Source organism: Caballeronia sp. dw_276 (genome assembly GCF_018449635.1).
Taxonomy (GTDB): Bacteria; Pseudomonadota; Gammaproteobacteria; order Burkholderiales; family Burkholderiaceae; genus Caballeronia.
The window spans coordinates 296,526-309,955 of sequence record NZ_JAAVUV010000008.1; the positions used below are offsets into that span (position 1 = coordinate 296,526).

The following is a 13,430-nucleotide window of genomic DNA, read 5'->3' on the forward strand; positions in this document are numbered from 1 at the left end:
AACGCAAGGATCATCTATGGCAGAAATACGAATGAAGCCCGTCGACGCGGTAATCATCGGCTTTGGCTGGACTGGCGCCATCATGGCAAAAGAGTTGACTGAAGCCGGACTGCACGTCGTGGCGCTTGAACGCGGCGCATATCGCGATACCTATCCCGACGGCGCATATCCCGGAAGCCTCGACGAACTCACGTATCTGCAACGCTGGAAGCTGTTCCAGAAAATGTCGAAGACGAGCGTCACTTTTCGTCATTCCGCGAGCGACACCGCGTTGCCCTACCGGCAAATCGGTGCGTTCAAACCCGGCGAAGGGGTGGGCGGAGCGGGGCTTCACTGGGCCGGACAACATTGGCGCGTGCACCCCGAAGAGTTGAAAATGAAGTCGCATTATCAGGAGAAATACGGCCGCAACTTCATCCCCGAGTCCATGACGCTACAGGACTTCGGCATCACCTACGAAGAGCTCGAACCGCACTTCGATTTTGTCGAAAAGATGATGGGAACGTCTGGTCAGGCATATTGCGTAAAAGGCCAGGTCGTGGCGGGCGGAATTGGCAATCCATTTGAGGCCAATCGTTCGGATAACTATCCATTACCTCCGCAAAAAACACCTTATCCTGCTTATCTTTTCGAAGTGGCGGCGCGCGAATGCGGTCTGCATCCGTTTCAGGAGCCGTCGGCAAATGTGTCCCAGCCTTACACGAATCAATATGGCTGTCAGATGGGTCCGTGCAATTTCTGCGGTTTCTGTTCGGGTTATGCCTGCTACAACTATTCGAAGGCATCGCCGAACGTCAACATCCTGCCCGCGCTCAAACAGGTCGCGAACTTCGAGTTGCGCTGCGACTGCAATGTGCTGCGCATCGACCTCGACCGCACGAAGAAACAGGCAACCGGCGTGACGTATGTAGATGCCAACGGCAATACCGTGATGCAGCCAGCGGCGCTCGTGATTGCGAGTACTTTTGCCTACAACAACGCGCGCCTGTTCCTGCTGTCGGGCATTGGCAAACCGTACGACCCGAAGACAGGTAAAGGCGCTGTCGGCAAGAACGTTGCGTACCAGACCATGTCGTCGGTGCGGCTGTTCTATGGCCCGGGCAAGAATCTCAACACGTTCATAGGTGCAGGAGGCAACGGCGTAGCGCTCGATGACTTCAACGCTGACAACTTCGACCACGGTCCGCTCGGCTTCGTAGGCGGCGGTCCTGTCTGGTGCAATCCGACCGGCATCAAACCCATCTCCGGGATTCCGGTTCCCACAGGTACGCCAGGCTGGGGCAAGGGCTGGAAATCAGCGATCAAGGACAACTACATCAACACAGCTTCCTTCGAGGTTCACGGCTCGAACATGGTGTACGCCGACAACTATCTCGATCTCGATCCTACCTACACAGATAGCTTCGGCCAGCCGCTGTTGCGCTTTACCTTCGACTTCAAGGATAACGATATCCGCATGGTCCGCTACATCACGGAACGAATGCAGCAAGTGGCGCGCGCCATGAACCCGAAGTCCATCCAGACGAGCGTCATGCAGATTGGCGATCACCTCGACTTGCGCCCCTACCAGACCACGCATTGGGCTGGCGGCGTGGCCATGGGCGCGGACCGCGACACCAGCGTGGTCAATCGTTATCTGCAAAGCTGGGACGTGCACAACGTGTTCGCAGTGGGCTCGGGCGTGTTTCCGGTCGGTATCGGCTATAACCCAACCGGGCTCGCGACAGCTTTGGCGTACTGGTCCGCCAAAGCGATCCGTGAGCAGTATCTGAAAGATCCGCGGCCGCTGGTCGATGCATAGGCCTACAAAATATGAACCTTTTCCTCAAGATTCCCGGCGGTTCTGCGTTGATGTTCTCAGCTGTGTGCTCCGTGAACGCGGCCGTTCTGCCACCGCTCGAACAGCAGCAGGTCGCGCGCGGTGAATATCTCGCGCACGTGGCGGATTGCGTCGCGTGCCACACGGCCGTCAACGGCCGGCCTTTCGCGGGCGGCTTGCCGATCAACTCGCCGATCGGCCAGATTTATTCGACCAACATAACGCCTAATGAAACAAGCGGTATCGGCGCATGGACGTACGACGATTTCGCTCTCCTACTGCGTCGTGGTCAAACCCGGGCCGGCTACACGGTCTATCCAGCCATGCCCTATCCGTCGTACGCACGCATAAACGACGCCGATATGCACGCGCTGTTTGCGTATTTTCAGCACGGCGTGCAGGCTGTCGACCAGCCCAACCACGAGAACGCCATTCCATGGCCGCTATCGATACGTTGGCCGCTTGCGGTGTGGCGCAACATGTTCGCGCCGGCGCCGGCGCCCTACGCTCATACCGGCAGTTCCGGGCCATCGGTTGCGCGAGGTGCGTATCTGGTGGAGGGTCTGGGACATTGTGGCAGTTGCCATACGACTCGCGGCGTTGCGATGCAGGAGCAAGCGCTCACGTCTGACGACAACCTGATCTATGTGTCGGGAGGAGCTGAGATCGACGGATGGATCGCGCCTTCGCTCAGGAACGAGAACGGCGGCGGCCTGGGCGAATGGAGCGAGGTCGAGATTGAAGAGTTCCTGCGCACCGGGCGCAATCATCGCAGCGCGTCGTTCGGGCCCATGAACGATGTGATCGCCCAGTCCACGCAGTTCATGACCGATCAGGATCGATCGAGCATTGCCGCGTATCTGAAGTCGCTGCCGGCGCGCCGCACAGACGCGAAACCCTATGTCTACGATGACCATGTCGCGGTCGAACTTCACGCCGGGCGCGTGACTGGCGCAGGCGCGCAAATCTATCTCGATCGTTGCGCGGCGTGCCACAAATCGAACGGTCAGGGTAACGGCAAAGCGTTTCCGCCACTTGCCGGCAATGCCGTGCTGCAGACGTCCGATACCACTTCAGCCATCCATATCGTGCTGTCCGGCAGCGCCATGCCCGCTACACGAACGGCACCCTCCGCGCTCACCATGGCCCCTTACGCCCACGTGCTGAACGATCAGCAGATAGCAGACGTCGTGTCGTTCATTCAGACCAGTTGGGGAAATACGGGTGGCGTGGCGTCCGCGAGCCAGGTCGCAAAACTGCGCAAGACAGCCGTGCCGGTTGTGGCCAAAACGTTCTCGTTCGGTGAACCTTGGGCGAAGTGAGCGGCGCTCATTGACCGGATGCCGGGATCGACCCGGCTAACAGTCGGTATCGATGGAAAAAAGCACATGTTCCTGAAAAGGAAGAGGTGCTTTTTTTCAGTTTACCGCTTGAGACATTCAAAATGATCGAAACGATCATTCTAACGATCGATTTGCGCATTTCAGCAATCCGGACTACACTTCATTTTGATCATTTCAATCAAATGTGTGATCGATTCGAGCATTCGACTCGAAGTCGCCCTTCAGACAGGCATCAAACCGGAGACCGGCATGGCCCAATTACCTATCAAACGCTCGATCGAGCGCGTTCCCGGCGGCATGATGATCGTGCCCTTGCTGATTGGATCGCTCATCGCGACCTTTTTGCCCGGTATGCCGAAGTTCTTCGGCTCCTTCACAAACGCGCTCTTCACGGGCGCGTTGCCCATTCTTGCCGTGTTCTATGTGTGTATGGGCGCGAGCATCGATGTCAAGGCCACGCCCTATCTCGTCAAGAAAGGCGGTGCGCTGTTCGCGGCGAAAATTGGTTCCGCGATCCTAGTCGGGATCGTGCTCGGGCACTTTCTGGGTGAGCAGCCGGTGTCATCGGGCATCTTTGCGGGGATTTCGACGCTCGCCGTCGTCGCCGCAATGAACGATACCAACGGAGGCCTCTACATGGCGCTGATGGGCCAGTACGGCCGCTCGGAAGACGTGGGCGCGTACACGATCATGTCGCTGGAATCGGGTCCTTTCCTGACGATGGTTACGCTCGGCGTGGCGGGGTTGTCGGCATTTCCATGGCCGACGCTGGTGGGAAGTATCCTGCCGCTGGCGGTCGGCATGCTGCTGGGTAACCTGGATCGCGAAATGCGCGACTTCCTCGCGCGTGCCGTGCCCGTGATGATCCCGTTTTTCGCTTTGGCACTGGGCGCGAGCCTCGACTTGCATAAAGTCTGGCAGGCCGGCCTGCTCGGCATCGGCCTTGGATTGGCGGTCGTGATCGTGACGGGCATTCCGCTTTATTTCACCGATCGCATGACGGGCGGCACGGGCGTGGCAGGCGTCGCGGCCGCGAACACCGCGGGCAACGCGGCCGCCGTTCCGGCCTTGATCGCGGCGGCGAATCCGGTCTACAACGAGGCCGCGAAAAGCGCCACACTGCTGGTTGCGGCGTGCGTGGTGGTGACGGCAATCGTGTCGCCGATCCTGACCGCCGCCGTCGCCAAACGCGTGAGCGCCCGAGCCGAGGAGCGACGCGTCCTGAACAAGGAGGCCACGCGATGAACGCAACGAACATTCGCCGCAGCATCCTGATCATCGCCGACGACCTGTCCGGCGCGGCCGACTGCGCGATCGCGTTCGCCGGCGCGGGGCGGCGCACCATCGTTACGCTGGATGCATCGAGTGCGGTCAAAGCCGGTTCAGATGCTAATCCGGTCGACGTGATCGCCGCCGATACCGACACCCGCCGCCTCGCGCCGCCAGCCGCCGCGCGCCGGACTGCCGACGCGCTCAATACGCTCAACGCACCCGGGTGTCGTGTCTACAAGAAGATCGATTCGACCTTGCGTGGCAACTGGGCCGCGGAAGTCGCGGCGCTGCAACCGCGCGCGGGTCTTGCGATCGTCGCGCCGGCATTTCCCGCGACCGGCCGGACCACGCACGGCGCGCGCGTACTCGTGCATGGCGAGCCGCTCGAAAGCACCGATACCTGGAAGCTCGAGAACGCCGACCGGCCGGCGAACGTGCAGACCATGCTGGAAGACGCGGGTCTGCGCTGCGATTCAATCGATGTGGAAACCCTCCGAGGAGACGCCGAGATCCTGCGCCAACGCATCCGTGCGACGACGAAGGAACGGATCGAGGCGCTGATCATCGATGCTCACACCGGCGACGATCTCTATCGCCTCGCCGAGATCACCTCGCAACTCGACCACGATCTGTTCTGGGTCGGATCGGGCGGACTTGCGCGCGAACTGGCGGCGCTTCCCGATCTCTTCAGCAGCCCGCCGGGCGAAGCGCCCGTTCATGAGAAACAGGATGGCGCAATCCTCGTGCTGGTCGGCAGTTTGTCGGCCGTCTCGGAGCGTCAGTGTGCGATGCTGCGCGAGCGCGCGGGCATCGCCGAAATGATCGTGCCGCCGGCCGTGCTACGCGCCGGAGATACGCATGCCGACTGGCGCGAATGGCAATCGAAGATCGGCGATTTTCTCGTGAAGCGCATCGATTTGCTGGTTCGCATCGGTCGCGACGATGCCTTCGATCCCGCCGAAGGCGCGCATTTATCTAATGCGTTGGCCGCGTTGGTCGCGCCGCATTTCGGGCACGTGGGCGGCCTGATCGCGACCGGCGGCGAAACCGCCCGCGCGATGCTGAGCGCAGCGGGCATCGGCAGCCTCGACCTGCTGGCCGAAGTCGAAGCCGGCGTGGCGGTGGCGCGCCCTTCGGCGCCGCTGGCGTCGCGGCCGGCCATCGTCACCAAGGCCGGCGCGTTCGGCAGCGAGCACGCGCTGTTCGGCGCGTGGGAACACCTGCAGCGGCTGCCACTGAATACGCATTGAATCCGGCGCGCGACTTCAACGAAGCGCCCCACATACACGGAGCAACACCCAGATCATGAGCAACTATCTTCCCGTAATCGGCATCACGATGGGCGATGCAACCGGCGTCGGTCCCGAGATCGTCGTCAAGAGCCTGACGCACAAAATGGTCTACGAGCAATGCCGCCCGCTCGTGATCGGCGATGCGCGCCGGCTCGAACAAGCCAACAAGATTGTCAACGGCACCGCGAAAATCCGCCGCATCAAGGACGCGACCGAGGCTGCGTACGAGCCGGGCACGATCGACTGTATCGACCTGGACCTGATCCCCGACGACCTGCCCTTCGGCAAGCTGTCACCAATCGCGGGCGACGCCGCGTACCAGTACATCGCGCGTGCGGTCGAGCTGGCGGAATCGAAGCAGATCGACGCCATCTGCACCGCGCCGCTCAACAAGGAAGCGCTGCACGCGGGCGGCCACAAGTATCCCGGCCACACCGAAATGCTCGCGCATCTGACGGGCGTGAAAGAAGTATCGATGATGCTGGTCGCGCCGCAATTGCGCGTGATTCACGTGACCACGCATATCGGCATCATCGATGCGATCAAGAAGATCGAACCCGGTCTCGTGCAGCGCACGATCGAGCGCGGCAACGCGACGCTCATCAAGGCGGGGATCGCAAAGCCGCGTATTGGCGTATGCGGCATCAATCCGCATGCCGGTGAAAACGGCCTGTTTGGTTATGGCGAGGAAGAGGAAAAGATCATCCCGGCGGTGAAGGTGTTGCAGGAACAGGGACTGGACGTCACGGGCCCGCTTCCCGCCGATACCCTCTTTTTCCGCGCCGGCCGTGGCGACTTCGATCTCGTGGTCGCGATGTATCACGATCAGGGACATGGACCGGTGAAGGTGCTGGGTCTCGAAGCCGGCGTGAACGTCACGGTCGGGCTGGAAGTAATCCGGACGTCGGTGGATCACGGCACGGCATTCGATATCGCAGGCCAGGGTATCGCCGATGAACGCAGCCTCCTCGAAGCCTTGCGTCAAGGCGCGGAGCTCGCCACGCGCCGCGGCTGATGAGGCCGGGTCGTGTAACATCGGCGGCCTTGTTCCCTGCATGAGCCCCTCACGATGAAAGCCGCCGACCGTCACCGCGCCATCCTCGATCTCGTCCTCACGCGCGACGCCAACGTCGAGCAATTGAGCGAAGCGCTGGGGGTATCGGAGGCGACGGTGCGGCGCGATCTGACCATGCTCGCGAAGGAGCGGCGCCTCGTGCGCACTTACGGCGGCGCGACAGCGCTGGTCGGCTCGCACGAGCCGGAGGCGTCGCTGGAAGAACGCAAGTCGGCGCAGCGCGAGCAGAAGGAAGCGATCGCGCAAGCAGCGGCGTTGCATGTCCGGGACGGCGACACCGTTCTACTCGATGGCGGCACGACATGCGCGGCGCTCGCACGGCAGTTGAGCGCGCATCACGATTTGCACGTGGTCTCGAACAACCTGCTCGCCGTGATGACGCTGGCGAATGCCCCGGGCGTAAGGATCACGCTGATTGGCGGAGACTTGCGGGCATCGAGCATGAGTACGCTCGGGCCGCTTGCTGAACTCGTGCTGAGCCGCTTGAGCGTGGACGTGGCGTTTCTCGGCGCCGATGGCGTGGCGGCGGATTTTGGGCTGTGCGAGGCGACGGCCGAGCAGGCTTATCTGAAGGATTGCATCATCCGCCGCGCGGCAAAAGTCATCGTTCTCGCCGATGCCGACAAGCTCGGGCGCGCCAGGCAGCAGCACTGGACGCCGCTTGAGCGGGACTGGACCTTGATCACTACGGATCTGGCCGGGGCGGACAGGCTTGCGCCGTTCAAAGCGTTGAAAGGGGTTGCGGTTCAGGTGGTGACGATGTCGTGATCGTCCTCAGACGCGCTAGCCTACGGGATTGTCCAACGCGTCCAAGATTACCGAATATCCTTTACAAAGCGCGCCACATCCTGATTGAGGTCGTCTCTAATTTGCCTGCATCACGCATACGTCACGGTAAGCCACACTTATTTTAGCCGGCGACATGTGGCGTAAAACACTGTCGGAGTAGACGGTATGTATGAGCATCGACAGCGCGCGCAGTTCATTGCCTGAAACCAGTGTGATCGCCTGTTCTTGCAACTGTTTTTCTGGCGTCCCTGCTTCGCGTTGCATTGCAGTCAACGCGGCGACTTTCCCCAAGGTGGCACACCTGTCCACTCGCGCCGCGCCAACAAGAGCGTATGAGTGGACCGGCGTAACAAGCGCAAGGGCGAACAGGAGAACGTGCCTTATATTTGACCTTGGCGATAACATTACACGATCCAGCAGGATTCCCACAATCGCGCCCCGTGGAAAAGAGCGCGACTTCATGGCTGATGCCCAATGTCGCCACTTGGTAGCGGCGTGACGGCCTGTTTTGCGGCTTCGCGCGCGGCTTTCGGCAAGGGCGGCGGGCTTGCGCCGCTGCTCTGCGGTATCACGCGCTGTTTATCGATGAACATGCGGTTTGGCAACGTAAATCCTTTCAGAGCGAGCAGTTCCAGCGGTCCTTTGCCTACGTCAGTGCGCATAAAATAACTTAGCGGATACGTCAGGCTCGCAGGCGCAGCGGTGAGCGGCGGTTGCATGACACGGCCGTCGAGTGACCCATGTCCGCGTGATGCATCCTGTTCCGCACCGCTCCAATCGTCTGCCGCTGGATGAGAAATTTTGCGCGAAGTAGCGTCGATAGCCGTGGCGGCAGCTGACACCATCCTCGTATCCGGCGCGGCTTGCCATGTCAGTTGAAACGTCGCGCCATCGATGGGCTCGACGTTCGCGCGCTCCAGCATCCGCACGAACGCCCAACGCCCGCCAAACTCGAAATTCTTGCTCGTGCCCGCCGTTTCGGTTTGCCATTGCAAGCGCGTACCCGCGACCTGCGGATCGTTCGATGGCCACTGCAACCCTTGCCATCGTTCCCGCTGGTTGTAGTAATGCAGCTTCTGCGCGTCGAGCGTCAGTACGGTATCCGTTATGCCCGGTGTCGGAATCGGCTTCAAGTCAAATCGATATTGCGGCTCGCCCTGCGGCATCAAATGCCCCGCGACGCGTTGCAATATATTCACTGCTTTCAGAAACGCCGGATCGAATTGCAATGCGCCGCCCGTGTTGACTTCCACCCATTGATCGCCTTGCAATTCCAGCACGCCTGCAAGTTGCGAACTGAGAAACGACGCGATTAACCCACCTTGCGGTCTGATGAATCGGGTCAGCTCGGGGATCGATGCGTCGTTGTTGGTGTTGTCGAACGGATAGCGTCCCGCGAACGACTTATTCCAGTTGACCACGATGGACTGATGCCAGGTATCGTTAAGGCTCGCCTGTGCCGGTTGCAAAACGATCTGTGTAGCTTGCGCGACAGGCCGTACGAACAGTGCATCGCCCATTCCAGACCATTGCGCGCCAAGGCTCGCTGCGATCAGTTGTGCGTAGGCCTGGGTGTCGGCGAGTTCGGACGCTTTGCCTTGAAACAACGCTTGCGCGAGCTGGCGGGCTTGCACGTCGGCATCCGTGCCGTTGCTGATCTGCTGAAGCTTTAAACGCAGCGCTGTCAGGCGTTCTAAGTAGCGTTGCATGCTGACGTCGCCGGCCACCGTTGTTTTTGCAGTTGCCGATTCGCCGACCTGTCCTATAAGCCTAAGCACCGGACCGAACGATGCTGCCAGCGGCCCGACAGCGCTCGCATTCGCAATCGCCGTCATGTCCTCTTTCTTGCCAAACATGTTCTGCGCTTTCGCGACCAACGTATCGGATAGCAACGCCCGACGCAAACCCGCATTCCCTTGATAATCGAGAGATTTCATCAAAGCGATCACCGGCGACTGACGCGCGTCGGCAAGCAGTTTCATTTGCTCAATGGCGGCGGGAATGTTGGGGGCATTCTGCCATTCCAGCGCATTCATGAAACCCTGCCAATGCTCGGCGTAGTCGTTGAAGTATTGCGTCGTCAGGGCTAGTTCAAGCGCATCAGTGGATGATTCAGGTAATGCTTGTTCGGCGGTATTGGAAAGAACCCAATCCCGCGTCACATCCCGGCTCTTCGCGGCCTCGGTAATCGCCGCTGCGACGTAACCTTCATAAGCTTGGCGCGTGTAGACGCCAGGCACTGTCGCGCTGGTGCGAATCAACCCGCGCGTGTCGGTGCCTGCTGTGAGTGTTGCAAGTGTCTGATCCGGGTACCTGTTGCCGACGCCGGCGAGCACGTTTTGATAAACCGTGTCCTCCGAATTGCGCACACCGATCACTGAGAGCAATGTTTGACGCGATGCATTCACAAGTTCGGCGTGCGGCTGGATGCGCCAGGCGTCGTGCGTTTTGAGATGTTGCGCATAAAACTCAAGGAGGCGTCCGGAGATATCCAGCTTCGCGCCCAGGGAAATATTCGCGCCCGTGGACCAGTAATGCATCAGTTGCGGCGTGATGAAACCAACATCGATCCGGTTCGGCTCTGCCAGCATGAGGTAGGTTTTAAGCGCTTTGTGGCCGTCCTGAGCAGCCGCGTTCGCGTGGTCATCGAGGGCATCAGTTGGCATCTGGCTTAGCTCCAAAAGTGAGGCTTCAAGGTTTTGCTGAATGGGCGCCACCAGCAAAGATCGACTGGCCTCCGTGTAGTGCGGCCACAGCGCGGCGAGAATCGCGGCGTCCTGATTCAGTCCGAAGCGCGACCATAATGGCGGCTGATGCGCGACGCGCTCTTCATAGGTGCCAAGTTTCTGTTGCAACGTAAGCAACGCTTGCAGTCGGGCGGCGGGATCGGTTGCTGTCTCGAGTTTCTGGATCGTCTGCCGTGCTTCTACAACGTCGCGCCCGTTTGTCATCCCCGACACAAGCATGCCGGCGATCCATACGCAAGTGACGGCAAGGGCAACGACCGAAAACACCGTCAGGGGATGCCCGTTCATGCGCTTGCCGCGCGGCTTGCGCGAGATCTCGGCTAGGTGCTTCCAAAGCGGTAGATCGGCGGCTGTCAGTGCCTCGTGGTCGGTCTCTTCAATATCGATCGTCACGGGGTACGGTGCAAAAAAAGCGCTGATTACCGGTTGATGCCGGGCGTTGCGGTCTGCCAATGACGCAATCAGTGCTGCCAGCGACGCGCTGCGCTTTTCGAGCCGCTGAGACAGAACCGCCCCATACGTGTCCTTGGTATTTCGAATCAGTTGCGCAATGCTTTTATGGCTGATCCGGCTACGCAGTGCGAGCAGCGCCGATTCAATCGAACGCTCATTGGCGTCAGCAGGAAACTCACAGCCGATGAGCGCGGTGCGTCCATCGTTGAATTCGTCAGTCTGCGCCACGTCGAGCGCATACACCGGCGCGGACCAATGCAGGATGTCGGCAATGTGCGTGAGGGTCACGCTGTTGGTATTGGTGCCACGACGCGGCAACGTGGTGTCGGCGTTGCCGTCGAGCGTCAGGATCACGGCATCGACCGGGCGGCGTCGGCGCAGCGTGTAAATCTGCGTGAGCCATGTGGTATCGGGACGGCCATCAGTATCGGGCGCGCTCCAGAGCAATAACGCGTCGCCCGTGCTTAACCAGCCTTGTGACGTTAGCTCAGGCATCAATCGACGGACTACGGCGTTATCGCCCGTTATGAGCAGTCTGGGTTGGCGACGTAACGTTCGTTCACGCAAAGCAAACTTGAGGCTGTCGAATTGGGATGCCTTCCGATTCTCCGCTAAATCCGCGTCTTCCTGATCGAATTGATCGGGCGCGGCGTCGGTATTCATCGCTTCGCGAGGCACTGTGTTATCGAGCGCAGCGTCGCGTGTCAGCGCACTCCACGCGCTCGCAACGGGACCGCGAAACCCGATTAGCAGTGCACATACAGTGCCGATCAGCACGAAAAGTGCGCTACGTTCGGAGATCAGCGATGCACCCGGTGTGCTGCTGAAATACACAGCCGATGCCGCAAGCGCGCCAACGACCACAATGATCGCGGCGTATTTCACGCTGAAACGGGTAGTCATTTAATGATTCACTTTGTACTGTGAGGTCCAACGCGCGGCGCGAGGAACGCCATGCACCGGATATATCAACGCGCTTCGTAGGCGAAGGCACGCGAGGTTCGTTTGAGGGTCCATATTTCAGCGCCGACCTGAATCGCGACCAGGACGGGAATCGCGGCAAGCATCGCGATCTTCAGCGTGTCGCTCAGGCCATCGGGCAACAGAATCAAAAACAGGCACGCGACGAATGCAACAACCATCGCCAGAAACGGCCATGAGAAATAGTGAATTGGCGGATGCGCGGGGCGTAATACCGGTGTCGGATTAGATGCCAACAAATTCCATGCAACACCGCTCGTATGCGGGACCGCGATAAGTTGCGCGCCTTGTCCGTGTTGAACCATTTCGGAGGCTAACGCCTGAGCAAGCCAGCGGTTCGCCGGGCCGCCTTTGCCAATTGCCTTGTCAATGTTGTGATGCTCGATCTTCAACCCTGAGTCGTTCAGGGCGGCAGCGACCGCGTGTGCGGTGATCTTGTTCAGATGGCTCGACCAGAAATGGCGAAGTTTGCCGACCGGCGTCTGCTCGGCGCTTAAAAGCGTTGTTAATGCCTGCTCCGCGGTGCTGAAATCGGCGGTGATCGGCCTGAAGATCAAGGCTTGCGGCCTGATCTTCGTTTGCGCGGCAAATTTCGTCGAGGTCAACAGCAAGGCGACCGCCACTTCGGAAAACTTGGGGGCGACGTCAGGTGCATGCAACTGGCATGCAAGGACGATGCGGCACTCGGGCGGGCGCACGGCGAACCATGGGCCCGTTAATGGCGATATTGCGTCGGGTGCAAGCCACTGGAACGTGGGCGTGTGCGACAAGCCGAGACGGCCCCAAGCCGCACGCAGATGAACGATGTCATTCTCGCGCTCGGTTTGGTAGACGATTTCCATTTGCTCCGCGCGTTTCATGCGGTTCAATGCGGGAACAAGCGGGGTGAGGAGTTGATCGAAAACCGATTGAAGTCGTGAGCCGCCTTGGCGCACCTCCAGTTCTGATAACAACAGTGCTTTTCCCGGATTGTCCGGAAGCGTTCCCTCAAGTTTCAGCATGCGCTCGGCGAGCTCAGGTTCAGGCGACAGCACGACGCTATCGACCACAACGATCCGCGTCTGCGTCCACCGCCGCCAGCCTGTTTTGTGCTCTTCAGAAAGGTAGTTCCACCAAATGGCGCGGTTCTGGTCCTGCAGATACGCGAAAAACAATGCGCCGCACACGCCGAACCAGAAGAGCCAAGGAATGACAATGAGGCCGATCAAAAAATCCGGCACTAACGCGGGCTGTCCCTTGGGCCAGGTATAGATGCGCATCGCAGCGCCGATTGCCTGGATAAGAACAAACAGCGCCGCCAGCAACCACACTGGGGGCGGTAGCGCATCCGCTTGACGCGGCACGCTGGATAAATACCAACGACGGTTCATGCGATCGTCACGCCCGGATTACGTGCAATGACCACACTGCCGCATTGCGTGCGACAGCCATCAACCACGAGGTTTTGACCATGAAAGCTAAAACCCGGTCCATCTTCGACGATCGGATTGTCGCCGTGCTCGGGGCACGACACAATATCGCCTTTGACCGCGGCCTTGCGTCCGTTCAGATTGAACGCTGAAGAAGCGGATTTGACTTTGCCGCCGTGACTTGTGTCGTCGCCTTCGCAGACTGGTTTTTTCATGGATTCTCGCAGTCGATTTGGTTACGCTTAATTTG

Annotated in this window: 10 protein-coding genes; 6 read left to right on the forward strand and 4 right to left on the reverse strand. The window is 59.9% G+C overall.

The genetic code is table 11. The annotated features are described in order from the left end of the window. The first annotated feature begins 16 nt into the window (after positions 1–16). The 6 genes from HB633_RS19165 (at position 17) to HB633_RS19190 (ending at position 7,569) form a co-directional block, all read left to right on the forward strand. A complete protein-coding gene (locus HB633_RS19165) occupies positions 17–1,801 on the forward strand; it encodes a GMC family oxidoreductase (protein WP_213779753.1) in 1,785 nt (594 codons plus the stop codon). Positions 1,802–1,812: 11 nt separating this feature from the next. Next, positions 1,813–3,141: a cytochrome c gene (locus HB633_RS19170; protein WP_213779754.1), complete on the forward strand. Its 1,329-nt coding sequence runs from the start codon at positions 1,813–1,815 to the stop codon at positions 3,139–3,141. 270 nt (positions 3,142–3,411) lie between these two features. Beyond that, positions 3,412–4,407, forward strand: a complete 996-nt coding sequence (locus HB633_RS19175; RefSeq protein ID WP_213779755.1) for a 2-keto-3-deoxygluconate permease — start codon at positions 3,412–3,414, stop codon at positions 4,405–4,407. Next, the gene (locus HB633_RS19180; protein ID WP_213779756.1) at positions 4,404–5,684 is read left to right on the forward strand and encodes a four-carbon acid sugar kinase family protein; all 1,281 of its coding nucleotides are present in this window, start codon (positions 4,404–4,406) and stop codon (positions 5,682–5,684) included. Before HB633_RS19175 ends, HB633_RS19180 begins: the two co-directional genes overlap by 4 nt. Before the next feature lie 55 nt (positions 5,685–5,739). Continuing rightward, a complete protein-coding gene (gene pdxA, locus HB633_RS19185) occupies positions 5,740–6,741 on the forward strand; it encodes a 4-hydroxythreonine-4-phosphate dehydrogenase PdxA (RefSeq protein WP_213779757.1) in 1,002 nt (333 codons plus the stop codon). Positions 6,742–6,795: 54 nt separating this feature from the next. Continuing rightward, positions 6,796–7,569 (forward strand): DeoR/GlpR family DNA-binding transcription regulator, encoded by a 774-nt coding sequence (locus HB633_RS19190; protein WP_213779758.1) that lies wholly within the window; start codon positions 6,796–6,798, stop codon positions 7,567–7,569. 96 nt (positions 7,570–7,665) lie between these two features. Here HB633_RS19190 and HB633_RS19195 read toward each other — a convergent pair whose 3' ends face one another. The 4 genes from HB633_RS19195 to HB633_RS19210 form a co-directional block, all read right to left on the reverse strand. Beyond that, positions 7,666–7,881, reverse strand: coding sequence for a hypothetical protein (locus HB633_RS19195; RefSeq protein WP_213779759.1), 216 nt, complete (start codon positions 7,879–7,881; stop codon positions 7,666–7,668). 167 nt (positions 7,882–8,048) lie between these two features. Continuing rightward, complete coding sequence (locus HB633_RS19200; protein ID WP_213779760.1) at positions 8,049–11,693, reverse strand: ImcF-related family protein; 3,645 nt, start codon at positions 11,691–11,693, stop codon at positions 8,049–8,051. Between the two features lie 65 nt (positions 11,694–11,758). Beyond that, positions 11,759–13,141 (reverse strand): hypothetical protein, encoded by a 1,383-nt coding sequence (locus HB633_RS19205; protein WP_213779761.1) that lies wholly within the window; start codon positions 13,139–13,141, stop codon positions 11,759–11,761. Continuing rightward, positions 13,138–13,395 carry a PAAR domain-containing protein gene (locus HB633_RS19210; RefSeq protein WP_213779762.1) on the reverse strand — a complete coding sequence of 86 codons (258 nt, stop codon included), beginning with the start codon at positions 13,393–13,395 and terminating at the stop codon, positions 13,138–13,140. Before HB633_RS19210 ends, HB633_RS19205 begins: the two co-directional genes overlap by 4 nt. Positions 13,396–13,430 lie beyond the last annotated feature (35 nt).